Origin of the sequence: Microcystis aeruginosa NIES-843, from assembly GCF_000010625.1 — a bacterium.
Taxonomy (GTDB): domain Bacteria; phylum Cyanobacteriota; class Cyanobacteriia; order Cyanobacteriales; family Microcystaceae; genus Microcystis; species Microcystis aeruginosa.
The window spans coordinates 1435270-1460840 of the sequence record NC_010296.1 but is presented as its reverse complement, the minus strand read 5'-3'; the positions used below and the strand labels follow the sequence as shown (position 1 = coordinate 1460840).

Sequence of the window (25571 nt, the reverse complement as noted above, 5' to 3'; positions counted from 1 at the left end):
ACTTTTGACAACAAATTTACACTTTTGCTGACTCTTTAACTAACTTATCCCAACCCAATTCCTTGAGGTTATTGTTGCGACGCAGGGGACGAGTAGCTAATTCTAAAATATCTCGCGCATTGGTAAAACCATGAATTTGAGCAAAAGTAAATTCTACCGACCATTTAGTGTTAATTCCCCGCGCTTCTAAGGGATTTGCATGGGCCATTCCTGTAATCACTAAATCGGGTTTTAACTCGTAAATGCGCTGAATCTGATTGTAGTTATCAGGTTTTTCGATAATTTTCGGGATGGGAACACCCATATCATTACAGGTTTTTTCTAGTAATGCTAATTCGGCCGCTTGGTAGCGTTTATCCATGTAAGGAATACCGATTTCATCACAAGTCATCCCGCAACGAATTAGGAAACGTGCCAGAGAAATTTCTAGTAAATTATCCCCCATAAAGAAGACCGATTTACCGCGCACAAGTTGCAGATAATCCTCTAAACTTTCCCAAATTTTTGCCTCTCTTTCTTCTAATCCCTGCGGTTGTACTCCCAAAACCGAACAGATTTTTTCTATCCAAGCGCGGGTTCCATCCGGACCGATGGGAAAGGGTGCGCCAATTAATTTACACTTACGACGACGCATTAAAGTGGTGGCAGTTCGTGATAGAAAAGGATTGACACCAGCCACATAATAACCTTCTTCAATTACCGGTAATTCAGTAAAGCGCTTGGCTGGCAACCAACCATCTATTTTAACTCCTTGTTTCTTTAATTCTAGGGTTAAATTGGTCACAATCGGGTCGGGAACAGAACCAAATAAAACTAAAGGAGGATGGTCTTTATATTCCGATTCTTCCTGTTTAATTTCTTCTTTTTTACGTCCAAAAGTTAAGAGTTTCTGGATGGCATTCCGTTCTTCTTTTTCATCTTCGTGCTTAACTTTTTCGGGACATTTATGCACCATGGAAGCGAGGACGGTATCTTCCCCTTGGGTAAAGGCATAATCTAAACCATTAGCGCGCGCTGTCACAATAGGAATACCGATTTCTGACTCCAGTTTTGGTGCTAATCCTTCTAAGTCCATTTTGATGATTTCGGTGGTACAAGTACCAATAAAAACGATAACGCTAGGGTTTCTATCTCGTTTAATTTGTAAGCAGAGGCGTTTTAGTTCTTCGTAGTCTTTTAGTTGAGCGGAAATATCCCCTTCTTCTAATTCAGCCATAGCATAACGCGGTTCAGCAAAAATCATCACCCCCATAGCATTTTGCAGGAAGTAACCACAGGTTTTTGTGCCGATAACAAGGAAGAAACTATCTTCGATTTTTTGGTATAACCAAGCAACACAGCTAATCGGACAAAAGGTGTGATAGTTGCCAGTTTCACAATCAAATTGTAAAGCGCTCGGTTCTTGGGTGGCGGTCATGTTTTTGGGTTCTCCTTTAACTTGGTTTATTTAGGTTTTCTCGTTGTAACTCTTGGCGGATTTTTTGCAGTACAGGATCCTCAGTAGGATATAAAGAATTACTTAATTCTCTTTCTTTCTTTTCTAGTTGTTTTTTCTCAGGATCAAAATTTAATCCTAAAACTTCTAGAAGTTTGTCTCCATCGGAACTAAGTTGACAAAAGGGATACATCCACACTGATAATTGAGATTCTAAAACGGTCATTGCACCTATAATGATGTCGGAATTCGGACGTTTACCACCGTCGGGAGTTTTTCGCCACGAATCTTTAGAATCCATTAAAGACTTAATCCACGGTTGATTGTTTTGGTAGTAATCTAACCATTTATCTGGTAAGATTTTTAGCAATTCCTCAAAAATAATTACTTTGTTTTTTTCGACTGATAATTGTTTTTCTCGGAATCCGTTGAGATATTCAGTGTGCGAATTAGAAATCAGTAATTCTTTTTCCGATTTTTCCAACTCCTTTTTTTCAGAATCAAAATTTAGTCCTAAGACTTCTACCAGTTTGTCCCCATCGGAACTAAGTTGACAAAAGGGATACATCCACACTGATAACTTAGGTTCTAAAGCTGTTGCTGCCGCTATAATTATGTCAGCACTGGGACGTTTACCACCGTCGGGAGTTTTTCGCCACCAGCCTCTAGAATCCATTAAAGACTTAATCCAAGCTTGATTATTTTGGTAGTAATCTAACCATTGCCGCGGTAAGGTGGCTTTTAATTCCTCAAAGTTGCTCATTTTGTCCCCTTGGCTAAATAATGATGTTTTCCCTATTAGAATTCCCAATGAGAGGAAAAAATGATCATTATCAAGTCCTCGATAAAATTCGTGGGTAGGGTGGGTTAGGTGACGATAAGTTAGGCTATTAACTAATAAGTTAATTCTTCGCCGTAACCCACCCAGAAAAAGAGTTTATTGGTGATTATTGGTGGTTATTGGTGGGTTACGCTGTCCCTAACCCACCCTACAAAATAATCTAAACCATCATCAGGTCTAATTCTTCCTCGGCGTTAACTTTGGGTTTATCGGCATTAAGATAGAAATCCGATAATAAAGTGAATAATTCCCGGTCGGCAGATTCTTTGGGAATAACTCCTTCTGGTTTGGCTAAAATCTGATCGGCAATGTTGAGATAATAGTCACAAACATAACTTAACATCGGATCCTTGTCGGCCATTTCAAAGAGAGTTTGACCTTTAACTCTGGAGACGCGAATATCTTCAATTAAGGGTAAAACTTCTAACACTGGCATGGGAACATGATCTACATATTTATTAATTAAATCCCGTTTTGAGGTGCGATTACCAATTAATCCGGCTAGTCGCAGGGGATGGGTGCGCGCTTTTTCCCGGACGGAAGCGGCGATGCGATTGGCGGCAAAAAGAGCGTCAAAGCCGTTATCTGTGACAATTATGCAGTAATCGGCGTAATTTAAGGGTGCGGCAAATCCTCCACAGACCACATCCCCCAAAACATCGAACAAAATCACGTCAAATTCATCAAAAGCGTTCAATTCTTTTAATAATTTCACCGTTTCCCCGACGACGTAACCGCCACAACCGGCACCGGCCGGAGGGCCCCCCGCTTCCACGCATTTGACACCACCGTAACCGTCATAGATAACGTCTTCAGGCCAGATGTCTTCGTAGTGAAAATCTTTTTCTTGCAGGGTATCGATGATTGTGGGAATCAGAAAGCCTGTCAGGGTGAAGGTGCTATCATGCTTGGGGTCACAGCCTATTTGTAGGACTTTTTTGCCTCTTTTGGCTAAAGCAGCCGAAATATTACAGCTTGTTGTCGATTTACCGATGCCACCTTTTCCGTAGACTGCGAGTGTTAAAGGCATGGAAGTTCTCCTAAATGTGCGCTTGAATGGTGAGTTTGTTTATCAGTGCTTTGATCCCAATTATTGACCATCTCCCCACCCCTTGGAAAGAGGCTCAATTTTTATCTGCTATAGCTAGAGTGAGATTAAACGCTTAAAAATTATATAAATAATTTTTTAGAGCTTATAAAGTTTTTTAAAGTCATAAAAACTTATAAAAACAGCTTTGTTTATACATTTACTTTAAATACAAACAATAAACAAAAAATCGCCAAAGCTTTACAAAAACTCGATAAACAGGGTTTTACCGTGCCAAACCCAGACAAAAAAGGTCAAGATAGAGGCAGTCTAGAGACTGATGTCAGATTTTCGTGAATAATCATTACAATTTTCCCCGTCAGCAGATTAAATAAATCGATCCTGAAAAGGATGCTGAAAAAAGCTGTAGTACAATTAGAACAAAGTACCTGTAGGGTTTCCTATGCGAGTTAAGCAAAAAACGCTGACTACACTCTTATTAGAAAATAAGGCTCCTAAATATCGTCCTTTTCTGGCGTTTTTTCTCGCTGGTTTTCCCTTGCTGTTTTTAGCATATTTGGTTTCCTTCCAGCGCGCTTATCTCAACTGCATGAGGTTAGGCACAAAAAGAATAGATTGTCAATATGTCCAAGAGTATAATTTTCCTGTTTCTAGTCGGGAAAATTTTTCTTTAACTCACATTAAAGCTACGGCTGTCTATCAAGAAGTTTTTATCAGTGTTGAGCAGAAAAAAACTGTTAATAACACGGTTTTATTGGTCGGGAGAAATAACTATCTCTACATCGAAAATTTTCGGGATGTGCAGTCAGCTAGTGATTTTAAAACTCGATTTGAGAGTTTTGTGAATAGATATCAAGCTCAGGAAATTATTGCCAAAAGTCCCCTAGATACCTTGTCAGCACTGCTAGAACACCACCATAATTATCCCTATTATCTCTGGGGTATGTTATGCTTATTGTCAGGTCTGTTATTACTTTATGATGTCAGCTATTGGGAGAGTTATGTCTTTAATCAGGGTACCGCTACCCTAACCCGTAGGCGACAACATTTAACTTTTAGAAGTGAAAGTGATTATCTTCTAGAGAGAATTGTTGAGGCAAAAGTAGAAGAGTACAAAGGCTTTTTGGGGTCTAATTACCGACGGATTATTTTAACCTTATCCAACGGGGAAAAAATTATCCTCAATTGCCGGTTACTGGAATCTATCAGTAACGGAAAAAGGGAAGAAAAAATCCTAGCAATGATTGTCGAAAAGTTAAACTTAAGTCAAGAGGAACTGTTAATCTAAGTAAATGCGCTCTAGTTATTTAAAGTCTCTTTTTTTCGGTTTCCTATTAGTGACCGTGTTAGTTTATATATTGCGCGGCATGGGAATATTATCTTTTTTACCCGGAGGATTAATTTTGTTATTAATTCTCTCTTCCATGGTGACGGGAATTATCTACGGAATCGATAAAACCCGCCGTTTTTAGGAAAATATTGGCTCTTACGAGAAGAGCCGAACGGTTCTAACGTCAATGTCAAGATTGCGGTAGTTACAGCGTTTCTCAGATAGATGAGGTTCGTTCTTGCGTCTAAAACACTTGATTAGCAAGGATTACTGTATGCTTCACCTTTACGAGAAAGGTTGTAGGGTTTGCTGAATAAATCTGATACCAAATCCCTTTTTAATAGTGTGATTAACTCTCAAGTTATGAATTGTTTCTCCCCACACCCCACACCCCACACCCCACACCCCACACCCTGTCCCCATGAAAAACTTTTTCAGCAGACCCTAGTTAGTTTCTGAGCAATCCCACTGAGAAAAATATCAGCTGCATCTCCTATTTTTGCTATGAGATGCAGCCGTTGCCAAAGGCTAACACCTAGGCTACTTAACCGGGGACTAAAGAAGATTTGAACGCAAAAATTTTCTCGATTACCTCTTCTACCACCTTATCAGGAGTGGAAGCGCCAGAAGTCACTCCGACGACAATTTTTCCCTCATTTAACCAGTTATCAGTGATAATTAAATCGTCCCCTAAAGGTTTATGTTCGATGCGATTACCGGGGAGAATGCGCTCGGCACTATCGATATGATAGGAGGGAATGGCACGCTCGATCGCTATTTCCTGTAGGTGAGTGGTATTAGAGGAATTATAACCGCCAATTACCACCATTAAAGAAAGCGGTTCTTTCACCAGTTCAAAAATGGCATCTTGACGCTCTTGAGTGGCATCACAGATGGTATTAAAACTCATGAAATGATCTTTAAAATCGATCGGTCCGTACTTTCTCAACATAGTATGCTCGAAGAGTTTGCCAATTTCCTCCGTTTCACTTTTCAGCATCGTGGTTTGATTGGCAATACCGATATAATCTAGATCGCGATCGGGATCGAAACCCTGGGAATGGGCATTTTTAAACTTCTCTAAGAACTCATTTTTATCGCCACCGTGGAGAATATAATTAGCGACATAATTAGCTTGATCCAAATTTAAAACGATTAGATAAGTGCCAGCAAAAGAGCTAGTGGCGATCGTTTCTTCGTGATTATATTTGCCGTGAATAATCGAAGTGTGGTCGCTTTTTTTGTGCTTTTCCACGGAATTCCACACCTTAGAAACCCAGGGACAAGTGGTGTCCACAATCATGCAACCCTTATCGTTAAGTATTTGCATTTCCGAGACACTGGCCCCAAAAGCAGGTAAAATCACCACATCCCCCGATTCCACCACAGTAAAGTCTTTTTGGCCATTTTCGACCGGAATAAAACCCACGGCCATGGAGCGCAGACGCTGATTAACCGAGGGATTGTGAATAATTTCGTTAGTAATCCAGATACGTTCCTGGGGAAAATGTTGACGAGTTTCGTAGGCCATGGCGACAGCGCGTTCTACCCCCCAACAAAAACCAAAAGCTTGAGCGAGATAGATCGTCACGTCCCCCCGTTGTAAACGATAATTATTTTCACGAATTTCTTGGATCAGGTCGCTTTGATACTCATTGGTCATCGCATCCATTACTTCCTCTTTATGACCGAATCCCTTGCGGTTATAGTTATCCGATTGCTGTAGGGTACGTTTAAAGGATTTTGTATCCATGATTCTCTGATAGGGGTATTGGTGGCGCTAAATTGGGCGAGACAGTAGCTTGTCATATATTAAACATACCTTATCTAGTCAGCGCAGGAGGCTTTTAGAGACTAGAGAGAAATTCCTCGTCGATATCGTAACCAAACTGTTGAGCGAAAAATTTTAAGCGAGATAAAGCAGGAATTTGCTGACTTTTCAGCCAATCAGACAAAATAAAGAGTTTTTGCATCACAAAAATCTCTAAAGCTTCGGGGTTATATTGAATTCCTTCCCCGCGATGGAATTGATGGGGGACCAACATAGCAGCATAACGGGCGATTTCTCCCTGTTTTGGGTCAAGAATAAAAATTAGCCAGGGATAAACCGCATCTAAACGCAGAAACCACAGCCTAACTTCCGCTATCTCCGATAATTCCCGCATATCACCCTCCGCGCGAGGATAATCTATCTCTAATTGTAGAGCTTGTTCCAGTTCGGCGATCGCTGATCGGGACCGATAATCTTGAATAATAGTCTCTAAAGATGATAGATCCAGATTTTGAATCTGATTGGGGTTAAGAGCGATTTTGACAGTCATAGGGGCAAATAAAAGGTTATATCGGGCAAAATTACGGTTTTTTATCCCCAGATCGGCAATGATCTATCTCAGAAAATACTCTCGATCGGGACAAAAAAACTAAGTATGACTATTCTCTCACTCCGGAGCGAGAGAGGGAAACTGGACTAAAATAGACCTCTTGTAAAAATCAAAAATTGTTGTTAGGGTTAGGAGTCAGTAGTCAGTAGTCAGTAGTCAGGAGAATTAAGAATGAATAATAATCAATTAAATGGTCTATTTACAAATTTTATGCAATTTAATCCTTATTTTTGCCGTTTTTGAACCATCAAAAATTAATTATGCAAGAGGTTTAATCCTCATGATTGGATTTCTCCTACAATTTAACCTCGGTTGAACACTGGGGTTTTTTACTCGGCAAAATCGGGAACTCAGGTTATTGATAACTATTAGCTTGACGGGTAAACATAAGGTGATATTGTCCTCGTTTGCTCATCAGTTCCCCTTGACAAAGAGCTAATCGATGACTAATTAGGGTTTGCTGAAAAAGCTTTTCCTAGGGGCAGGGTGTGGGGTGTGGGGTGTGGGGTGTGGGGTTTTACCGATTTTCAGGTGGTCAACTACCTAATTTTCAGGGAAAAAGTACCTGAATTTTCCCCCGATCCCCGCAATGGCTGGCACTTTTTGAGGGGAAAAAAGTCCAAAAGTCTTATCCAACAAGGTTTTTAGATTTATTCAGCAAACCCTAATTACTATTGATAGATTTCCTATTCTGCATTAGCAGCAGGGGAGGCTGTCGGTTCCTCAAAAATGACCAATTCTCAGGATAATTATTCTAGAGAATTTAACCCTTTTTCTCTTAACTTAATTAAGGGCAATCCATCGGTATTATCAAAGAGAGTGATATCGGGGAAATTAGCTACTTTATCAATTACTTTACCCCAGACAAATCCTCGAACTTGATCGCACAAAGAGGCAAAGAGTAAACCGGTAATCGTGCTGAGGGAATCGGTCAACAAGCTAAGGAAAATTAATCCGCTTACACTTGCGACTACCTTTAAAACAAACAACGGTTCAGTCTTGTCTGACGAATAATACACATTATTACAGTCCCCGGCACTCGAACCAGGGATAAAGGTACAATAGAACTGTAGAGATCTGGAGGGTTGCTATGTTTACACACAACTTAGATGACAAAAAACTGTCCCTCGATCTAGAAGGGAAAGCACCGCAAAAACTCACCTATCGTTCACCAAAAATCTACCACCTCGATCGCCCTAGCAATTTATCAACAGAAAGGAATTCAAGGACTGCGGGATTTAGAAGGAAAATTTGCCCTCGTTATTTTTGATGGAAGTCCTGCGGCAACATTCCCTAGGCATTGCTGATGTCGAAAGTGGCAGTCGCATCGGCAGTTCCCTAGCTGTGATCCCATGGTTGCCACCAAGCAACTGAAGTAGGACGGGGATATCATCCCGGAGCGGGAAGGGAAACTGGACTAAAATCGCCAAGGTTTGGATTTCTCCTACAATTTAATCTCCCCTGCACACCGGGGGTTTTTTAGTCAGCAAAATCGGTAACTAGGGACACGAATAAACCAGTCAATTTATGGGAAAATAAGCTCATCTTCTCCGCTTTTATCCCATGCAAGCCGACTTTTTTACTAATATCCTCTTACCCGTTGGCCTAGGCGTTTTAATGTTAGGCATGGGATTGGGATTAATTCTCGCCGATTTTCAGCGTATCACCCGTTATCCCAAAGCAGTCCTGATCGGTTTAGTCAATCAAATTATTATTCTACCGATCGTCGGCTTTATTATTGCTTCTCTTTTGCCTCTCCGGCCAGAAATTGCCGTCGGTTTAATGATTGTCGCCATTTGCCCCGGCGGTCCTTCCTCCAATGTTTTAACCTATAGTCATTTCAATTAAGATTGAGAATATCAATGCCAGAGTTCATAAGGGTTTAACTGGTCTAGAGTGTATCAGACTTATCTGAAATGACTATATTTAGCTAAGGGAGATGTGGCTCTTTCTGTTACTTTAACCGCTTTTAGCAGCATCATCACCATTTTCACAATACCTTTTTTAGCTAGTTTCACTCTCCAGCATTTTATGGGTGAAAGTGCCGCCATCTCCCTACCCATTGGTTCCACTATGGCGCAGATATTTTTGATTATAGTTTTACCCATGGTTATGGGTATGACTATCCGCCATTACTTCCCTTTACTGGCGACAAGTCTCGAACCGATAACTAATCGTTTAGCCGTGATTTTTCTAGCAGTTATTATCTGCTTATTAATCCTGAGAGAATGGCAACGTTTACCTTTATTTATCGCTCAAACTGGCCTGGCAGTGATTATTTTAAACACGATTGCTTCCCTAATTGGCTTTTTCAGTGGTCGTTTATTTCAATTAACTATTCCCCAAAGAATTTGTATTGCGATTGAAGTGGGTATTCAAAGCGGCACTTTAGCTATTGGCATCACTGCCGGTTTATTAAAGAATCCCGATCTGGCTATTCCCGCAATTGTCTATAGTTTATGGATGTATGTCAGCGCTTTTGTCGCTGTTTATTATGGTCGCAAAAAAGCAGCTTTGGCAAAATAGCTAAATCGGGTGATAGGATCTAGCTAAAAACTGATAACTGATTATGTTAATTGGTAAATATTTAACCCTAGAAGAATTATCTACCTGTTCCCAAACCTATCAAAAGTACGCAGCACAAATCGATCCCTACCCAAAAAATCCCGCAACGATAACCGCTTGGCAAAATCTCGCTCACTTTATTATCGATCCAATTATTGATAATTTTGGTCGAGAAAAATTTCAATTAACCTATGGATTTTGTTCCAATGATCTGAGAAAATTTCTCCAAAAAAAAGACCCAATCACTGGCTTAAAAAACGGTAGAATCGATCCCAGTCGTGATCAACATTGCGCCCACGAAATTAATCAAAAAGGTCAATATTATTGTCAGCGATTGGGGGCAGCCTGTGATTTTCGGATTATCGATTTAACTAGCGATCGCCTGATAGATTGGATTTTAAACCAAAAATTACCCTTTGACTCTCTCTATTTTTACGGAATTAATCGCCCGATTCATATCAGCTACGGACCCCAACATAAACGAGATCTATGGACTTTTACCACTAAAGGAACACCGACTAAAAAAGGTTTACAATCATGGTTAGAAGCCGCTCAATCTGGGTAAAATCTCGGTTTTTCCCCAAGTATTACCTAATTAGGGTTTGCTGAATAATGGTAAAACCCTTTTAAAATGTCGTAGTATAATTTGGTATCGACGACTGGCCCCCCAAAACAAAAACTTCCTACCTCACTATACTATTAGATAACTGATATAACTAGCCTCAATCGCTTTTAATATTTATTCCATAGTAGTGGATTTTGAGATCATTTTTGTCTCTAAAAACTGTAATCCATAACCTCCACAACCAGCAAGGATAAAGGACACAATAATCTGAATCTCTGGAGAAACAATATCCAGAGAAAAAGGGCCCGGTAAACGGGTAGAATAGGGTTGAAGTTTTGTCAATAAATCAGACAGATCAGGATACTTTTCTTTGACTTGAGACAGTAATTTCTCGAAAGATTGCTGCTGGACTTGTTGCATTTCCCGTTTTTGAGGTATTTGCACAACTAAAACAAGACTAAACATAATAGCTGTCAGAAAGGAAATACTATTCATCACTGGGTAAAATTTGCCCATAATGCTAAACCTCAAAAGCAATCAATCTAGATCAAATCAAAATTACTGTCTATAGCCAACTAATTAGGGACTGCTGCCAGGATTAGCAATCGTTTTAGGTTTAGTAGGTGCAGATTGCGACCCTGTAGCTTCCGCAAATTTCTGAACAAATTTCCCACCAAAAGCTGCTCCCAGAAAAGCGTAAATAATTGCCATTCCTTCTTCACCTTTTTCTGTTTGATTGAGTTGGTCAAGTCGCTCCACACTGCTTATTATTCGCTCTAAATCAGGAGCGTCTTTCGAGACTTCTTGCTCGATTAACTTAAGGTATCTACCTTGCTCTGTGGCTTTTTCTGTATAGTTTTGATTGATGCGCCAAAACACTGCACAGCTAAAGGCGATCGCTGAACATAAAGAGATAATTGCCATCAACCTCATAGATGAATTATTACCCTGATCATCTTGTAAAAATCCTACCGGTTTTGTTGCAATGTTAGTATCTTGTGGCGTACCGACCATGATATAATTCTCCTGTCTAGAGTAAAAATGATGAATTATTAACTAAGAATTTAGTTGACTGATTTCGAGGTTCTTTGAACAATTTTGGAGCCAAAAGCCGTCCCTAATAAAGCATAGGTTGCCTCTGCTTCTGCTGCCTGAGTATGACCTAAAACTGTCAATCCTCCCAAGATAATTGCTGCCAAGAGTGCCGTAAAACTGCCTAATCTGACGGGAGAGAGAGCATTATTAAGTTGATCATCTTCAAAAAAACCAGCTGGTTCCCAGAAATCTTCCTCATTATCAAGGGGAATTGAGGAATTTATCGGTGGTAACTGCACTATTTTTGCATCGGGGTTTACCACAGGAGTAGTAATTAGTTTTGCCGATGAACCAGGGGTTGGTTCCCAGATTTCCTCCTCTTCTTCATAATCAGAAACTGGCTCTGAGTTTTCTAATTTAGTATCCTCACCCGATTCGATCAATTCTTCTTCTTGAGATTCTTCCTCTCCAGAAAAAGATAAATCCTGAGCGGAATGATCATTGTTAATTACACAACCTGGTTCCATAACTTCTTCGTCCTCATCGGCAGTAATCACCTCCGATTCTATTGGGTTTAGGTTGACATTATTGTGATGATGACCACTAATCAAATCTCCGATTTTATCTAGAAAATTTTTTAGACAGGGAATCTGCAAATCGGAATTTTCTAAGGTTATTTGTCCCGTATAGCTCATGAGTAAAACCCTCCTGAATTGACTCGGTTAATCGAGCTTTAAACCTGCCCGTTGACAATAGAAAATCTCGATTAACCCTTTACTATTTTCTGAGAAAATCTCTCTTGTTGGATAGAAATTAAGACTGCTTACACAAATCTTTGACTAACTTTTTTGGTGGCATCACCCACAGTAACAAATCCTTTTACTGGTGGACCATCTAACCCTCGATTTTGCTGATAACTGATAGTACCTTGGCGGAAAAGCACATGATTTGGCCCCTTGCCAATAGCGGCAGGATAGAGAATTGCCATATAGACATCTTCTAAAGTTTTAAGGCGATTTCTGTAAGGCCAGAAGTATTTTTTAACATAATCGAGTTGTTCTTCTGGACTCATTTTCGCTAAGGCAGTGGTAGTTGTTCCTAAAGAATGGGCTGTGGGTCTCATAAATTGAATTAATCCCGTGGCACCACTACCGGAGAAACTGCGGATAGCAGGGCTAAAAGTACCGCCAGTTTCAAAACTCATAGCGGCCATGAGGTAATTAGGATCAACTCCCAATTCTTTAGCAATTTCAACAACTTTATTGCGGAAGGAAATTGAGGTTTTGTCTATGCCAACAACCCGACGCAAATTGGGAGCGCTTACACCAGCAACAGATGCCGATTCTTTGGATTTGAGAACAATTTCAATGGCGGCACTATCGATTAGACGACCAGAGGCATCAATTCCTTCTGCAACAATTTTGCGAGTGCCTCCCGTGCTGAATTTAAATTCGTGTTGCCAACGCCCATTATCTACGGGGATGTCTTTTCCTAAAAAGAAATTTTTATTAGCAAAGGGAGTTCTCAATTTAATCGTCTGGATGAGAGGATCCTCGGCAACCCCCTCAAATATGACTGACGATTCTAAATCTAATTCTTGATTAATTTTGGGACTGGTAATACGGACAGTATCCACATCGTTATTACCATCGGGATCGAGATTAATGATCACATCTGTGCTGTCAATAACCTGATCGTTGCTATCTAGTCCCTCGATAAAAATTTTGCGATCACCACCCGTTTGAAATTGATAGGAGGAACGCCATTGACCATTAATAACGGGTACTTTTCCGCCTAGGAGAAATTCTGCCCCACCCCAAGTGGTGCAGAGTTGAATTTTGACTACACCATTTTTGGCACTACCACTAAATTGTACGGGATGGTGCAGGGGATAACGAACGCGATCAACGGGTTGGTCAACAGATAAATTGCCTTGAGATTGCTTGGGTTGTCGCCAAGAGGCGTTCCAAGTGTCTCGACCGATAACACCATCCACTTCTAATTTCATTTTTGCTTGGAATTCTCGGCAGATTCGCTCTGAATTCGGTCCATACTCGCCATCAACTTCGATGGGATAGCCCCGTTCTTTCATGCACTTCTGCCAGAGACGAATACTTTCCGATTCCATCGGGGGACTGGTCAGAAATATATATTCTCCATCCCAAGAGGTAATTTCTCCCGCTTGAGTGTGCGCTGTGCCATTATAATCTGGTCGTCCGTAACCGAGAATCTGATTTCTCGTTCTTGTCCGTCGCATGACGGTGCCGCCGTTATCGTTGCTGGAAGTGCTGGTATTGCCTTCAATAGCTTGAATTTGACCATTTCCTAGCACTTTCTCCACAATACCCACATGGTCAGATACCCCTCCTCTTTTATTAAACATATAGAAGACGACATCGCCGGGGCGGGGGTTTTCCGTGTGCCATCGGCCTTGGTCTTTAAACCACTTTACCCCATAGGGACAATAGGCAAATCCTTTGCTCGTTCCTAAATCTTTTGGGAATTTGAAGGTTAAACCGGCATTATCAAAACAGTAGGAAACAAACATGGCACACCAAGGGGCGCGGTCCATGCCGTACCACTTGCCATATTTGTTACTATTCGTACCCGGAGGACTTTCTTTTGTACCTATTTGTCGGCGGGCAACTTGCAAAACGTCTTCTGCTGTAGTCATTGAGATTACCTCGACTTTCCTCTGTGTTGCTTATAAGTAGTCGGACATAAGTTTTCGCTGCTGTATAAAGTTTTGTAAATAGGGTAGAAAGCTGTATGCAGCACCGAAAACCGCCTATTTTACATTTCTTAACATAGTGTTGTTTATTTATGTCCGACTAATTACTCCAGATTATAAAAGATGATTCCAGAAGACTTTTGAAAACAACTATATCTTTTAAGAATTCTTGATTATCTCCTCGGAATTATCGCTATTTTTTAACATTACTTTTCTCTGATTGATATTTTTTAATCTTTTTGGGTTCTTCGGTTTGTCTTATGCAACGGACAGGATTATAAGAGATGAAACCCTTATAGAGAAAGACATTTGGTGATTTTTGTCAATTGTTTTCGCTCTAGAGCGAACTAATCAATTAAATCTCTTGCCAGATAAGGATTTAGTCGATTTATGCCCCCATATCGAACCATACCAAGTAACGAAGAGCCTCTTTTTGATTGACAAATTTTAAGATAAGTGGTTTACAAAATAAGTTTTTTAGTCCTGAGATGCACAAGGGAACGGCCAACAGAAAAGAAATAGAGCGATTCCAGCCGTAGGAGGAAATAGGCAATTAATTTTGTTTAGGAATATTCTAAACCTAAGGAGTAGCACTATAGAATTGCCATGATCTAGTCCAAAAAAATCCCCCAAAATAGGGGGATAACCAAGACCTAAAACCCTCTTCTTTTAGATTTCTGGTTCCTCATCGTCCCCCTCGTCCTCATCGGCAGGTTCCGTGGGGAAAGGAACCGAACCCATGTCTAATTTATCCCGCAATAACTTCTCAATTTCTGCCGCTACTTCTGGCCTTTCTTCGAGATATTTAACGGCATTATCGCGACCCTGGGCAATATTTTCGCCATTATAGCTATACCATGCCCCTTTACGAGTAACCACGTTAGTTTGTTCGGCGATATCGAGCATACAACCCACTTGGGAAATGCCTTTACCGAAGATAATATCAAATTCAGCAATCCGGAAAGGAGGCGCAACTTTATTTTTAGCCACCTTAACTTTAGCCCGAATTCCGTATTCCCCTTCCGTGCCTTTTTTCAAAGTTTGAATGCGACGGATATCTAAACGCACCGAGGCATAAAATTTTAAGGCCGTTCCTCCGGTGGTCACTTCAGGATTGCCGTAGGTGACACCGATTTTTTGCCGCAGTTGGTTGAGGAAAATCACCACACAACCGGATTTACCAATATTACCAGCAATTTTTCGCAGGGCTTTACTCATCAAACGGGCCTGCAAACCCACCTGATTATCCCCCATTTCCCCTTCAATTTCCGCCCGCGGCACTAAAGCGGCCACCGAGTCGATGACAACGATATCCACGGCCGAAGAACGCACTAACTGGTCAACTATTTCTAAGGCAGCCTCCCCCGTATCCGGTTGTGCCACCAGTAAATTATTGATATCTACCCCTAAATCTTCCGAATAGGTGGGATCTAAAGCGTGTTCCGCATCGACAAAGGCCGCCACTCCCCCAGCTTTCTGCACTTCTGCGATCGCATGGAGGGCTAAGGTGGTTTTTCCAGAACTTTCTGGCCCGTAAATTTCGACGATACGGCCTTTCGGTAAACCGCCACCCAAGGCCATATCTAGGGTTAAAGCACCACTAGGCACGGTTTCCACCCGCATCCGGGTGGCGTCTCCCAAACGCATGATCGAACCTTTGCCAAAGTTGCGCTCGATTTGATTTAAGACTAGGCCTAAGGCTTTATCTCGATCGGAATTATTTGTCATTGTCGCCATTAATTTTCTCCCCAGTTTTCTTAAGTAGTACAGCAGTATGCAAAGATTGTAGCCTGTTTTAATCTTGATCACCAAAAAGTTAGAGACTTTTTCCAGAATGGTGATCAAAAATCAAAAGTTTTGATTTTTACAGCCAAGGCCGGCTCATCTGTTCTAATTGCGTCACCTCTCGCGCTTCTAAACTCCATCCTAACGCCCCGGCATTTTCCCTCGCTTGGGCCGCAGTTTTTGCCCCCGGGATGGGAATTACATCCCCTTGGGCGATTAACCAATTGAGGGCGACTTGTGCGGGGGTTTTTTGGTATTTTGCGCCCAATTCTTGCAGTACCCTTAAAATTGGGGCTATTTTCTCCAAACCTTCTTTTTTGAACCGTGAGTCAACTTTTCTGGCTCCATCGGGCAAATTCTGGCTTTCTGGGCTATATTTACCAGTCAGTAGTCCTTGAGCGAGGGGGCTGTAGGCGAGGATGGTGACACCTAATTCCTTGGCCGTGGCTAAAATTCCCTTAGTTTCTATTTTGCGATACAAAAGCGAATACTGCACCTGATTGACCGCTAAGGGAACCTCTTTTTTCGCCAAAATCTGGCTTGCTTGACGCATTTGCTCGGCGGAATAATTACTTACACCCACGGAACCAATGCGGCCGCGTTTTACTTCTTCAGCTAGGGCATTCATTAGGGTTTCTTGGCTAATCAGGAAGGTGAAGGGCCAATGTACTTGGTAAAGGGCAATTTTATCGGTTTGTAGACGGTTTAAGCTCTCGGTAATGGCATTATGAACCGCATTCGCCCCAAATCGCCACGGTACGGGGGCAAATTTGCTGGCAATATCGATGGGAATATCGGTCTGTTGGGTAAATTTTCCTAAGAGTCGTTCCGATTCCCCCAGTCCATAGACTTCGGCAGTGTCAAAAAAGGTGATTCCTGCCTCTACTGCCGCTTTAAAGGCCTCCTCTACCTGACTAGCTCCGTATTCCTTGCCATAGTTCCAGAATAGTTTATCTCCCCATGCCCAAGTCCCGATTCCCAAAGCACTGACGGCAATTCCTGTTTGTCCGAGATTAGCGGTTTGTCTAGTCATATTCCCTACAAAGAATGACAGCGTTTCCCTTTTAAAGATGAAGTGTAACCTATATTTGGTCTGACTCACCACTAACCCCCTTTTTTGATTCCGGGAAATTCGCACCCATAAGTAATGGGAAAGGACTTGACTTTGCCGGCGACTTGCGCTATGCTTTTCTTATAATGGAAATCTGTGCAATTTTTTTTTAGACGCAAAGATTTCCATTATGAATAAAATCCTTTAAAAATATTATCGCAAAATCTCCCGATAAAAGCAAGCGAAATTTTGCCGATAATTGTTAAGTTTTGTTAACAAAGAAATACAGAAAGGTAAAAAAATCGAAATCTCTTGCTGATCTTGTTTGTCGCTTAACCTATGATTAGGTTAGGCGAATTTTGCGCTTTGACTAATTGTTAGTGCTAACTTCCGTGGTTTCAACAATTGCCGTCGGACAGACATTGCTGAGATTTTTGTCAATTGTTTTCGATAATCTTTCTAAATTTTTCTCCTGTTGAGCTTATTTTAAGTAGCTGGTTATAATTAAATTAAAAATGGATTTTAGGTTCGATCCCCCCTGCCCCCCTTGATAAGGGGGGTGCCGATAGGCGGGGGGATCCCCCTTGATAAGGGGGGTGCCGATAGGCGGGGGGATCCCCCTTGATAAGGGGGGTGCCGATAGGCGGGGGGATCCCCCTTGATAAGGGGGGTGCCGATAGGCGGGGGGATCCCCCTTGATAAGGGGGGTGCCGATAGGCGGGGGGATCCCCCTTGATAAGGGGGGTGCCGATAGGCGGGGGGATCCCCCTTGATAAGGGTAGGGTTGATTCATTTAAATTAAGTACAGCTGATTTTGAGTCAATAAATTTGAATGAAAATTCTCAAGTTTATCTTTTTCTAATCAAAAGAGTTAGTGACAATAACTAATCTTTAATCCTCTGCCAATATTGATTATGAATAAATTGATAAAGCTTGTTTCCAAGCCACTAAAAGCCTATCTCTCTTCAAATTTTCTGAGAGTACATCCTGTTAATTTAGCTAATTTTTCTGCTTCTTACGTCGATAAAACTATCAGTTTTTCCCAACGTTCAGCTAACCACCTCTGTCCCTCTGTTATTGAGAGAAAACCCAAACCTCTGAAAAGATTCAATCCTATAGTTGTGAGAATTGACCAATTGCTGGCCGCTTGAAAATCACTTATCTCGCTTTTATCTTCCTCAAAAATTACATCTTTTACCCAATGTAACTGATTTTCTATTTTCCAATGTCCTCGAATAATTTTAGCAAATACTTGGGCGGATTCGGTTAGGCTACTGATATAGTAAGCTGTTTCTTCATAAGTTTTATCCCCGCGACTACCCCTTCTTTCTACTTTAATAATTCGGCGCAGATTTTCAAACCCTTGTCTTTCATTTTTCCTCACTTTAAAAACTTCTATTTTTCTGGATATTTTTCGTCCATGACTATTGTCTTGTTCAAGAAAACAACTTTCTGGCTTTGAGGAATTACTCAGGTCTTGTATTCGCTTATAAAGATTTTTCTGATTTCCTTTAACGGTGATAACATAGTCATTTTTACTCTTGGCTATTAAGCTGATTGTTTTTTTCTGACAGTGTAAAGCATCCCCAGTAAAAACTTTATTTTGAAGAGTGCAATCCTCAATTATAGCTTGACCTTCGTCGATTTCAGACCCTTTTTTGTTTTCAATTCTTTTTAAGTGTAATACCAAGCCACTTTCTTGACTAAACAATGAGACAAACATAATAAAATTTTCTTGTTCATTGTTAGGATTCTTTAGAGTGTTTTTGAGACTTTTTCCATCTATGTCTAGCCAATTTATATCACTTCTTTGTCCATATTCTTGTAATGCCCATTCCTTAAACATTTTTAACAAAATCTGCCATTCAACTCCCATCATTACCCTTCTAATTGTTGAATAGGATGGGACTCTTTCTGGAATTATGTTAAATTCTTGACTGAGCCTGTGCCGATTATTTTTAGCAAACTCTCCTAGCTCTCTATAACCTGAGTATCCTAGCATTGTTCCCCGTATTATTACTACTAATACTATCCATAAAGGGTGTCTTTTTCCTTTATCTTTCCGAAAGTCCTTGACTTGTTTCAGTTTTTCTATTAAGCTCAACATATATTTGAAAAGTTGCCGGTCACTCCTCATTTTACAAAGACAGTGATCGCTTTTACTTTTGATATTCTGATGGGAGAATGAAACAGCCCTACCTTGATAAGGGGGGTGTCTGATAATTTTTAACGCCTACCTACTTATGACAATAATGTTGTCAACTTTCTCTGATTAAGATTAACCCACCGCAAACCCTGTATATTCTCTGACTAGGGGTTCATGAAAGGCTAAAACAATATCCTCTTTAGGAACACCTAAATTAACTAATTCATTGGCAATTCCCACCTCAGTGCCATCATGTTGTATCCAGATTTTACCCTTTTTAATATCGAGATGCAAAACACAACCATGATATCTTCGTCTATTTTTCCAGCCAACATACATCAATTGATAGTGATCGCCAACTGTATCAAAAATCAATTGTTGTTCAATCGGATCTTTAGATGAACCTATCTGAGAATATTCAGTAATGACTTGCTTGACATAGTGACGATATTGTTCTAATTTTTCCATTCGACAATTACCTCCCCAATCGGATCATAAATAATCAGGTAAATTTGAAATCTTTTAACGACAGTTTGAATAAATCGCAATTCAAAAAAACTATAATAAATATCTAAGGGAACAGCTAAATATAACTGTCTTTTAGGTTCTTTTTCTTCTAAAGCAACACGATAATTAAAGAATTGTCCAATGGCAGTATGAAATTCTGAAATGCTGGATTTACCGATAAAACTTTTAATTTCAACGGCTATCTTTTCATTGTCTTTTTCTGCGGCTATCAGTTGCTCTGCTCCTAAATCGACATACATTTCTACATCACCCACTTCAATCCTTAAAGGGTCATCCGTAATGATCCAACCCTCTTTTTCTAATCCTTTTCTCACTGCACCATGAAAACGATCTTTAGCAGACATGAATCTTGAGGTTAGCAGGCATAATAATTATTAATTATAACATTTAAGTAAGTAGGCGTTAAAACTTATCAGATGCCCCTCTTATCAAGGGGGATCCCCCCGCCTATCGGCACCCCCCTTATCAAGGGGGGCAGGGGGGATCGAACCTAAAATCGATTTTTAATTTAATTATAACCAGCTACTTAGTCTTGACATCCTCACCGCCGTGAACGGACGGTGATTCCCAAACCTCACGATTTAGGTTTCTGCTTCTTTCCCGAAGGATTTTTCGCACCTGCCTTAACAGATTTACTCTGTTCTGGTCTTATGGTCGCGACCCGGACTGACACCGCAAGCCCTGCGGCCAAAATATTTTTACTGGCGTTAATATCTCGGTCATGGTGTGTTCCACAGTCTGGACAGTCCCATTCTCGAACATTTAACGGCATTTTCAAGGGCAATATACCCGCAATTACTACACCTTTTAGAGCTAGGAAACCATCTATCTATTTCGATGTAATTTCTTCCATACCAACGGCATTTATAGGCTAATTGTCGGGTAATTTCTCCCCAGCTTACATCAGATATTGCCTGAGATAATTTCGGGTTTTTGACCATATTCTTGACGGCTAAGTTCTCAACCACAACCGTTTGGTTTTCACGAACTAATTGAGTGGTTAGCTTATGTAAATGGTCTTTTCTGCTATCGGTGATTTGAGCGTGAATCTTGGCTACTTTGATTCTTGCTTTTTCCCGATTTTTTGACCCTTTCTGTTTTCTAGAAAGGCTTTTTTGGGCCTTTCGCAGTCTCCGATAATGCTTTTTAAAATGCTTGGGATTAGACACTTTATCGCCATCGCTGGTAATCACGAGGCTACTAATTCCTAAGTCAATTCCAATGGCTTTATCTGTTACTGGTAAAGGCTTAATCGTTGGGTCATCAAATCTAATTGAAATATGCCAACGTCCTGAGGGATGTAATCTGACTGTTACTGTGCTTGGTTCACAGCTTTCTGGTATTTTTCTTGACCATCGAATAGGTAAAGGTTCTGTGCATTTGGCTAAATAGATTTGTTTGTCTTTAAATTTAAAGGCTGATTTGGTAAATTCGGCACTTCCTCCTTGATGTTTTTTCTTAAAGTTGGGATACTTAGTACGACCAGCAAAGAAATTAGTAAAAGCTGTTTGTAAATGTCTTAACCCTTGTTGTAAAGGTACACAGCTTACCTCATTGAGAAAGTCTAATTCTTCTTGCTTTTTCCAATCGGTTAGCATTGAAGAAGTTTGAGCGTAGCCTACTCTTTCTTGTCTTTCGTACCATGCTTGTGTTCTGACATGGAGAGCTTTGTTGTAAACCAATCTTACACAGCCCAAAGTGCGCCGCAATAGCGACTCTTGTTCGGGTGTGGGGTAAAATCGGAACGAGTAGGCTTTTTCCATGTCTCACATTCTAGCATATATTTCGTAAATGTTCTAATATTTAACAGTAAAGCCGTCGTAGAACGACGGGGTTTCAGACCCAAATTTTCGATGACGAGCGACAGGGTGAGAGCATCTCAAACCCTATTGACAATTGGCCAATTTTGTGATCCGCGTGGGCATTTCAAGTGATAAGCTAAGACGTATTTAAACCGCTTATTCTGAGATTAGCCCCCCCTTGCCTGATCTCAACAAGCAATTTGAATTAAGAACAGCTTAACTAGCTGACATCCATCGTGATAAAATCGGCCTTGTCTTTCTTCTGCCAGCGCAACGCCGAGCGGCGGTATGTTGAGCTTATTTCCCCTTTTACTTTTTACTTGGTATAACTCGTGCAGGTTTTCATTTATCATACTCCCGAACTTACCCCCGTCCATACTCTACCCGATTGCGCCGTCGTTATCGATGTTTTAAGAGCAACAACCACGATCGCCACTGCCCTCAATGCCGGTGCGGAAGCAGTGCAAACCTTCAGCGATCTGAAAACCCTGATGCAGGTGAGTGATACCTGGCAACCGGAAAAACGTCTCCGAGCAGGAGAAAGAGGTGGCGCGAAAGTGGAAGGCTGCGATCTGGGCAATTCTCCCCTCGATTGTACCCCTGATTTAATGAAAGGTCGTCGTCTGTTTATCAGCACCACTAACGGCACTCGCGCTCTGCAAAGGGTGGAAGAATCCCCGATCGTGATCACTGCGGCTATGATCAATCGGCAAGCTGCCGTTAATTACTTATTGGATAAGCAGCCCGATACCGTCTGGATTGTTGGCTCTGGTTGGGAAGGGGGTTATTCTCTGGAAGATACGGCCTGTGCTGGAGCGATCGCCGATGCGCTACAAGAACAATCGGGGCAAATGGCGATCGGGAATGATGAGGTTATCGCCTCGATCGCTCTTTATCGTCAATGGCAAAATGATCTTTTAGGAATGTTCCACAGTTGTAGTCATGGTCAGCGCCTCTTGCGTCTCCACTGTCAAGAAGATTTAAAATACTGCGCTAATATTGACTCTCTTGATGTTTTACCGATCCAAAAAGAACCGAGCATTTTAGTCAAACTTTAGACATTATCACCCACAGAAAGGGTCATCAGTGCCGGTAGGAGTATCGATCCTAGCCGGATTCCTTTATTTAGGGTCTGCTGAATAAATCTAAAAACCTTGTTGGATAAAACTTTTAGACCTTTTTGAAATCCAAAAGTGCCTCGTCTGGGAGTGATCAGGGGGAAAATCCCTGGACTTTTTCCCTGAAAATTAGGTAATTGAGCAGATGAAAATCGGTAAAACCCCACACCCCACACCCCACACCCCACACCCTACCCCCACCGAAAAACTTTTTGCCGCAAACCCTATTTATAGTTTGCCAACCATGACTATCGATTCTTTACTGCAACCTTTTCAGCGTTTTGGTGTCAATCTCGGTTTAGAAAGAATAAAAAATCTGCTGGAGATTTTAGGCAATCCCCAAGATAAAATTCCGATTATTCATGTCACGGGAACTAATGGCAAAGGTTCAGTTTGTGCCTATCTATCCTCTATTCTCAGTACCGCCGGTTACAAAGTCGGACGTTATATTTCTCCCCATTTAATTGCTTGGACAGAAAGAATCTCTATTAATGGCGAAAATATTGAAACCGCGACTTTAGAAAACCTGCTTAAATATATACAATCGCTTATCGATCCCCAGCAGGAAAGTCCTACTCAATTTGAGGTAATTACTGCCGCTGCTTGGCTGTATTTTGCTCAGGAAAAGGTGGATATTGCCGTGATGGAAGTGGGTTTAGGAGGAAGATTAGATGCGACTAATGTTTGCGCTCAACCTTTAGTTACTGTCATCACTTCTATTAGTCGGGAACATTGGCAAAATTTAGGTCACACGGTTGCCGATATTGCCGGGGAGAAAGCGGGGATATTAAAAGCGAATTGTCCCGCAGTTATCGGACAATTACCGGAATCAGCGCAGGGAGTAGTTAGGGAGAGAATCAAGCTGTTAAATTGTCCGACGGTATGGGTAGAAGCTGCCGAAAAAATTGCCGATAATCGGGCCAAATATCAAGGGTTGGAATATCCTTTATCCTTAGCGGGAGATTTTCAATTAACTAATTCCGCTATAGCGATCGCTGTTGTTAATATTTTACGTCAGCAAGGTTGGCAAATTAGCGATGAAGTCGTGCAAGAAGGAATGGCAAAAACTCGCTGGTTAGGACGTTTACAAACCGTTAATTGGTGTCAGCGAGAAATTTTAATAGATGGCGCTCATAATCCCGCTGCTGCCATGGGTTTAAGGCAGTATGTAGATAGTTTAAAGGCTCCAAAAATTATCTGGGTGATGGGTATTTTATCGACTAAAGATCATCGAGAAATATTCCAAGCTTTATTAAGAAAAGGCGATAGTTTATATTTAGTTCCTGTCCCAGATCATAGCAGTGCCAATCCTGAAACCTTAGCGGAATTAGCGGCTTCAATTTGTCCAGAATTATCTCACCTAGAGACTTGTTCCGATGTATTTTTAGGACTAAAAAAAGCCATCCAAGAATCTGCCGATAGTCGGATAATTCTCTGTGGATCGCTTTATCTAGTCGGTTACTTTTTAGGGAGTTTGTTTCAGGGAAAATAAAACATCAATTTTACTGGTGGTTTTATCAGGCATAGTGGCAGTAATTCCGATCCCGCGTACCGATTCTAAAAAGGCCTTTGCTTCCGGGGTTAATTCCGTGGCAGGAAGATTATTAATTCCCCCTGCTTTAGCAATAATTTGCTCCACATCGATGAAAAAATAACCGAGATTATTTTTAGGCAAATTTGCGATCGATGCTTGGAAATTCTCACTTTGGCTAATCGGTTGATTCGGTTGCGGTTGATAGGGAATTCCGACGGTCATTTTTAGGGTATCATTATTAGGCCAAGCATAGGTTAAAATCGCTTGTTCTTCCGCTTTCCATTCAGTCACATCTTGGCCAGAAATTTGACTGTTTTTTATGGTGATAAAGGGAACAGTTTTCACCAATTCATTTAACTTATCGAGGGTAGTTTTTGCCGCTTTATGATCGCCGGTTTGCCAGATCATCATTCCCCCAAAACCTAACCCTCCCACTGCTTGCTGGTTGGGGATAATTCCGAAGGCAAATTCTCGATCCATCCAGTTAAAAACTTCTTTATCCGCGTCAAGGGTTGCCATCTGAAAATTCTCACGGATCTGACGCAGAAAAACTTGTAATTCTGGGTTAGTTTGGGACTGTTTTTCTGCTTCTTCCCATCCCTGTTTAAGATTATTACCACTCCAAAGTGCGATGGTATCTCCGGGTAAATAATTTAAAACTTGATTTTTGCTAGGGGAAGGTAGGGTAGAAATAGTTTCAGGGGCCAATTTAGCCACCATTTGTAACTGTAATCCCGTATCGGTGACACCCACTCCTGCGACAACATCTTGAATTTTTGCTAATTCTTGCCGACTTTGGGGAGATAAATTAGCATCTGGTCCCAAGATTGCGGCATAATCATCGATATAAATTGTCGCTAGGGTATTGGGGAGGTTGAGGGATTGGGAAAGCAGTTTTCTCACTTCCGGTTTACTGCTAAAAGATGGCTGTCCTCGGTAGGTATCGATCGCCGCTTCTAACACCTTTTTATCGTAGGATATCAACAAAAAATCGCCAGTAACAGCAGTATAAATAGTGGTGTTATCCTGCCAATCTATAGCAGTAATTTTAACACCTTTGTAGTCACTGGTGCTAGTTTTGCGATTAACTTGTTGTCCTAGTTTTTTCTCGAATTCTGACGCTTTAATTTTATCTTTGATGCCGATAACCGTTAATAATCCCGATTGTCCGGGGGTAGTTGCGGGAAGGAAAGCAAAGCTGATACTACCGATCCAAGGTTCGATATCCCGTTGATAATCAATCTTATCGGTGAAGATATTTTTTTGTAATTCTTCTAGTCCTTGACTAACCGCAGTTCGCGATTCTGGTGTACCATATTTAGCTAACACTGACCAAGCTTTTGCATCCGTGGAGACAAAACTACTAGCAAAGGCAGTTTCTGGGATAACTTTTGCCGATTCTAAGGGGGTGAATCTTTGCCAAGGAAGTTGTCCTCGTAGATAAAGATAGACACCTCCTGCGGTTACTGCTGTTAGTCCTAGGACGACTAAACAACCGGGTAAAAATGATTTTTTTGACATAGAATTGTGGTTTGGTTAAAAAGTTCAATACTTGGCGATCAATTTTTATCTAGCTGTAGTCTCTAGATCAGTCCTATTGTAGTTATCTTAATTATCTTATCTTATCCCCAAAGGTAACAGATAACATTTTAGCTAATTTTTGCGAAATTATTGCT

General features: G+C 41.0%; 24 protein-coding genes and 2 pseudogenes. 8 read left to right on the top strand and 18 right to left on the bottom strand.

Features of this window, described 5'->3' with window-relative positions; all coding sequences use genetic code 11:
• Nucleotides 1-16: 16 nt before the first annotated feature.
• The 3 genes from MAE_RS07150 to bchL form a co-directional block, all read right to left on the bottom strand.
• Entirely contained in the window at nt 17-1417 is a 1401-nt protein-coding gene (locus MAE_RS07150; protein ID WP_002740797.1) for a ferredoxin:protochlorophyllide reductase (ATP-dependent) subunit N, read from the bottom strand.
• Between the two features lie 16 nt (nt 1418-1433).
• Complete coding sequence (locus tag MAE_RS07145; RefSeq protein WP_012264972.1) at nt 1434-2198, bottom strand: DUF5331 domain-containing protein; 765 nt, start codon at nt 2196-2198, stop codon at nt 1434-1436.
• A 238-nt stretch (nt 2199-2436) separates the two neighbouring features.
• The gene (bchL, locus tag MAE_RS07140) at nt 2437-3306 is read right to left on the bottom strand and encodes a ferredoxin:protochlorophyllide reductase (ATP-dependent) iron-sulfur ATP-binding protein (RefSeq protein ID WP_002759152.1); all 870 of its coding nucleotides are present in this window, start codon (nt 3304-3306) and stop codon (nt 2437-2439) included.
• 460 nt (nt 3307-3766) lie between these two features.
• Here bchL and MAE_RS07135 point away from each other — a divergent pair, with 460 nt between their 5' ends.
• Both MAE_RS07135 and MAE_RS07130 read left to right on the top strand, forming a co-directional pair.
• The gene (locus MAE_RS07135) at nt 3767-4612 is read left to right on the top strand and encodes a hypothetical protein (protein WP_012264971.1); all 846 of its coding nucleotides are present in this window, start codon (nt 3767-3769) and stop codon (nt 4610-4612) included.
• A gap of 4 nt (nt 4613-4616) precedes the next feature.
• Nucleotides 4617-4796 (top strand): hypothetical protein, encoded by a 180-nt coding sequence (locus MAE_RS07130; protein WP_012264970.1) that lies wholly within the window; start codon nt 4617-4619, stop codon nt 4794-4796.
• A 143-nt stretch (nt 4797-4939) separates the two neighbouring features.
• Here the strand turns inward: MAE_RS07130 and MAE_RS33205 are convergent, their stop codons facing one another.
• The 4 genes from MAE_RS33205 to MAE_RS07115 form a co-directional block, all read right to left on the bottom strand.
• Nucleotides 4940-5077, bottom strand: coding sequence for a hypothetical protein (locus MAE_RS33205; RefSeq protein ID WP_158303496.1), 138 nt, complete (start codon nt 5075-5077; stop codon nt 4940-4942).
• 121 nt (nt 5078-5198) lie between these two features.
• Nucleotides 5199-6407, bottom strand: coding sequence for a 4-hydroxy-3-methylbut-2-enyl diphosphate reductase (locus MAE_RS07125; RefSeq protein ID WP_012264968.1), 1209 nt, complete (start codon nt 6405-6407; stop codon nt 5199-5201).
• A gap of 94 nt (nt 6408-6501) precedes the next feature.
• Nucleotides 6502-6975: a CRR6 family NdhI maturation factor gene (locus MAE_RS07120; RefSeq protein WP_002795611.1), complete on the bottom strand. Its 474-nt coding sequence runs from the start codon at nt 6973-6975 to the stop codon at nt 6502-6504.
• A gap of 809 nt (nt 6976-7784) precedes the next feature.
• Nucleotides 7785-7973, bottom strand: coding sequence for a hypothetical protein (locus MAE_RS07115; RefSeq protein WP_231859738.1), 189 nt, complete (start codon nt 7971-7973; stop codon nt 7785-7787).
• A gap of 152 nt (nt 7974-8125) precedes the next feature.
• Between MAE_RS07115 and MAE_RS31785 the strand changes: the two genes are divergently transcribed.
• The 3 genes and pseudogenes from MAE_RS31785 to MAE_RS07105 all read left to right on the top strand — a co-directional run bounded on the left by MAE_RS31785 (nt 8126) and on the right by MAE_RS07105 (nt 10165).
• Complete coding sequence (locus MAE_RS31785) at nt 8126-8305, top strand: hypothetical protein (RefSeq protein WP_002759146.1); 180 nt, start codon at nt 8126-8128, stop codon at nt 8303-8305.
• Between the two features lie 293 nt (nt 8306-8598).
• Nucleotides 8599-9561: pseudogene (locus tag MAE_RS07110) on the top strand (bile acid:sodium symporter family protein).
• 43 nt (nt 9562-9604) lie between these two features.
• Nucleotides 9605-10165, top strand: coding sequence for a hypothetical protein (locus MAE_RS07105; protein ID WP_012264964.1), 561 nt, complete (start codon nt 9605-9607; stop codon nt 10163-10165).
• A gap of 174 nt (nt 10166-10339) precedes the next feature.
• On the opposite strand, the gene MAE_RS07100 is transcribed toward MAE_RS07105, so the two are convergent.
• The 4 genes from MAE_RS07100 to MAE_RS34480 form a co-directional block, all read right to left on the bottom strand.
• On the bottom strand, nt 10340-10660 hold the full coding sequence (locus MAE_RS07100; protein WP_012264963.1) for a hypothetical protein: 321 nt from the start codon (nt 10658-10660) through the stop codon (nt 10340-10342).
• 84 nt (nt 10661-10744) lie between these two features.
• Nucleotides 10745-11179 carry a hypothetical protein gene (locus MAE_RS07095; RefSeq protein ID WP_012264962.1) on the bottom strand — a complete coding sequence of 145 codons (435 nt, stop codon included), beginning with the start codon at nt 11177-11179 and terminating at the stop codon, nt 10745-10747.
• Between the two features lie 50 nt (nt 11180-11229).
• Nucleotides 11230-11895, bottom strand: a complete 666-nt coding sequence (locus MAE_RS07090; protein WP_012264961.1) for a hypothetical protein — start codon at nt 11893-11895, stop codon at nt 11230-11232.
• 128 nt (nt 11896-12023) lie between these two features.
• On the bottom strand, nt 12024-13874 hold the full coding sequence (locus MAE_RS34480; RefSeq protein ID WP_012264960.1) for a CHAP domain-containing protein: 1851 nt from the start codon (nt 13872-13874) through the stop codon (nt 12024-12026).
• Nucleotides 13875-14250: 376 nt separating this feature from the next.
• On the opposite strand from MAE_RS34480, the gene MAE_RS35625 reads away from it, so the two are divergent.
• The gene (locus MAE_RS35625) at nt 14251-14382 is read left to right on the top strand and encodes a hypothetical protein (protein ID WP_269453974.1); all 132 of its coding nucleotides are present in this window, start codon (nt 14251-14253) and stop codon (nt 14380-14382) included.
• A 218-nt stretch (nt 14383-14600) separates the two neighbouring features.
• Here MAE_RS35625 and recA read toward each other — a convergent pair whose 3' ends face one another.
• The 6 genes and pseudogenes from recA to MAE_RS07045 all read right to left on the bottom strand — a co-directional run bounded on the left by recA (nt 14601) and on the right by MAE_RS07045 (nt 21204).
• Nucleotides 14601-15668, bottom strand: a complete 1068-nt coding sequence (recA, locus tag MAE_RS07075) for a recombinase RecA (protein ID WP_012264958.1) — start codon at nt 15666-15668, stop codon at nt 14601-14603.
• A gap of 127 nt (nt 15669-15795) precedes the next feature.
• Nucleotides 15796-16749 carry an aldo/keto reductase gene (locus MAE_RS07070; RefSeq protein ID WP_012264957.1) on the bottom strand — a complete coding sequence of 318 codons (954 nt, stop codon included), beginning with the start codon at nt 16747-16749 and terminating at the stop codon, nt 15796-15798.
• A 1033-nt stretch (nt 16750-17782) separates the two neighbouring features.
• Entirely contained in the window at nt 17783-18874 is a 1092-nt protein-coding gene (locus tag MAE_RS07060) for an ISAs1 family transposase (RefSeq protein ID WP_012264593.1), read from the bottom strand.
• Nucleotides 18875-19045: 171 nt separating this feature from the next.
• Nucleotides 19046-19381, bottom strand: coding sequence for a XisI protein (locus MAE_RS07055; protein WP_002748301.1), 336 nt, complete (start codon nt 19379-19381; stop codon nt 19046-19048).
• Complete coding sequence (locus MAE_RS07050; RefSeq protein WP_002751648.1) at nt 19369-19785, bottom strand: XisH family protein; 417 nt, start codon at nt 19783-19785, stop codon at nt 19369-19371. The genes MAE_RS07055 and MAE_RS07050 overlap by 13 nt, the downstream gene beginning before the upstream one ends.
• A gap of 230 nt (nt 19786-20015) precedes the next feature.
• A pseudogene (locus MAE_RS07045) lies at nt 20016-21204 on the bottom strand (RNA-guided endonuclease InsQ/TnpB family protein).
• Between the two features lie 371 nt (nt 21205-21575).
• Between MAE_RS07045 and MAE_RS07040 the strand changes: the two are divergent.
• Both MAE_RS07040 and MAE_RS07030 read left to right on the top strand, forming a co-directional pair.
• Nucleotides 21576-22301 carry a 2-phosphosulfolactate phosphatase family protein gene (locus MAE_RS07040; protein ID WP_002751646.1) on the top strand — a complete coding sequence of 242 codons (726 nt, stop codon included), beginning with the start codon at nt 21576-21578 and terminating at the stop codon, nt 22299-22301.
• Nucleotides 22302-22605: 304 nt separating this feature from the next.
• On the top strand, nt 22606-23853 hold the full coding sequence (locus MAE_RS07030) for a bifunctional folylpolyglutamate synthase/dihydrofolate synthase (RefSeq protein WP_012264954.1): 1248 nt from the start codon (nt 22606-22608) through the stop codon (nt 23851-23853).
• Here MAE_RS07030 and MAE_RS07025 read toward each other — a convergent pair.
• The gene (locus tag MAE_RS07025; RefSeq protein WP_012264953.1) at nt 23827-25416 is read right to left on the bottom strand and encodes a DUF3352 domain-containing protein; all 1590 of its coding nucleotides are present in this window, start codon (nt 25414-25416) and stop codon (nt 23827-23829) included. The genes MAE_RS07030 and MAE_RS07025 overlap by 27 nt on opposite strands.
• Nucleotides 25417-25571: the final 155 nt, after the last annotated feature.

Excerpts from the sequence above, each read along its gene's own strand:
- MAE_RS07100 (WP_012264963.1), bottom strand. The coding sequence starts at position 10,660 with ATGAATAGTATTTCCTTTCTGACAGCTATTATGTTTAGTCTTGTTTTA.
- MAE_RS07105 (WP_012264964.1), top strand. The coding sequence starts at position 9,605 with ATGTTAATTGGTAAATATTTAACCCTAGAAGAATTATCTACCTGTTCC.
- MAE_RS07090 (WP_012264961.1), bottom strand. The coding sequence starts at position 11,895 with ATGAGCTATACGGGACAAATAACCTTAGAAAATTCCGATTTGCAGATT.
- MAE_RS34480 (WP_012264960.1), bottom strand. The coding sequence starts at position 13,874 with ATGACTACAGCAGAAGACGTTTTGCAAGTTGCCCGCCGACAAATAGGT.
- MAE_RS07025 (WP_012264953.1), bottom strand. The coding sequence starts at position 25,416 with ATGTCAAAAAAATCATTTTTACCCGGTTGTTTAGTCGTCCTAGGACTA.
- MAE_RS31785 (WP_002759146.1), top strand. The coding sequence starts at position 8,126 with ATGTTTACACACAACTTAGATGACAAAAAACTGTCCCTCGATCTAGAA.
- MAE_RS07120 (WP_002795611.1), bottom strand. The coding sequence starts at position 6,975 with ATGACTGTCAAAATCGCTCTTAACCCCAATCAGATTCAAAATCTGGAT.
- recA (WP_012264958.1), bottom strand. The coding sequence starts at position 15,668 with ATGGCGACAATGACAAATAATTCCGATCGAGATAAAGCCTTAGGCCTA.
- MAE_RS07050 (WP_002751648.1), bottom strand. The coding sequence starts at position 19,785 with ATGTCTGCTAAAGATCGTTTTCATGGTGCAGTGAGAAAAGGATTAGAA.
- MAE_RS07060 (WP_012264593.1), bottom strand. The coding sequence starts at position 18,874 with ATGTTGAGCTTAATAGAAAAACTGAAACAAGTCAAGGACTTTCGGAAA.
- MAE_RS33205 (WP_158303496.1), bottom strand. The coding sequence starts at position 5,077 with ATGGGGACAGGGTGTGGGGTGTGGGGTGTGGGGTGTGGGGTGTGGGGA.
- MAE_RS07070 (WP_012264957.1), bottom strand. The coding sequence starts at position 16,749 with ATGACTAGACAAACCGCTAATCTCGGACAAACAGGAATTGCCGTCAGT.
- MAE_RS07130 (WP_012264970.1), top strand. The coding sequence starts at position 4,617 with ATGCGCTCTAGTTATTTAAAGTCTCTTTTTTTCGGTTTCCTATTAGTG.
- MAE_RS07055 (WP_002748301.1), bottom strand. The coding sequence starts at position 19,381 with ATGGAAAAATTAGAACAATATCGTCACTATGTCAAGCAAGTCATTACT.
- MAE_RS07135 (WP_012264971.1), top strand. The coding sequence starts at position 3,767 with ATGCGAGTTAAGCAAAAAACGCTGACTACACTCTTATTAGAAAATAAG.
- MAE_RS07095 (WP_012264962.1), bottom strand. The coding sequence starts at position 11,179 with ATGGTCGGTACGCCACAAGATACTAACATTGCAACAAAACCGGTAGGA.
- MAE_RS07030 (WP_012264954.1), top strand. The coding sequence starts at position 22,606 with ATGACTATCGATTCTTTACTGCAACCTTTTCAGCGTTTTGGTGTCAAT.
- MAE_RS07125 (WP_012264968.1), bottom strand. The coding sequence starts at position 6,407 with ATGGATACAAAATCCTTTAAACGTACCCTACAGCAATCGGATAACTAT.
- MAE_RS07145 (WP_012264972.1), bottom strand. The coding sequence starts at position 2,198 with ATGAGCAACTTTGAGGAATTAAAAGCCACCTTACCGCGGCAATGGTTA.
- bchL (WP_002759152.1), bottom strand. The coding sequence starts at position 3,306 with ATGCCTTTAACACTCGCAGTCTACGGAAAAGGTGGCATCGGTAAATCG.
- MAE_RS07150 (WP_002740797.1), bottom strand. The coding sequence starts at position 1,417 with ATGACCGCCACCCAAGAACCGAGCGCTTTACAATTTGATTGTGAAACT.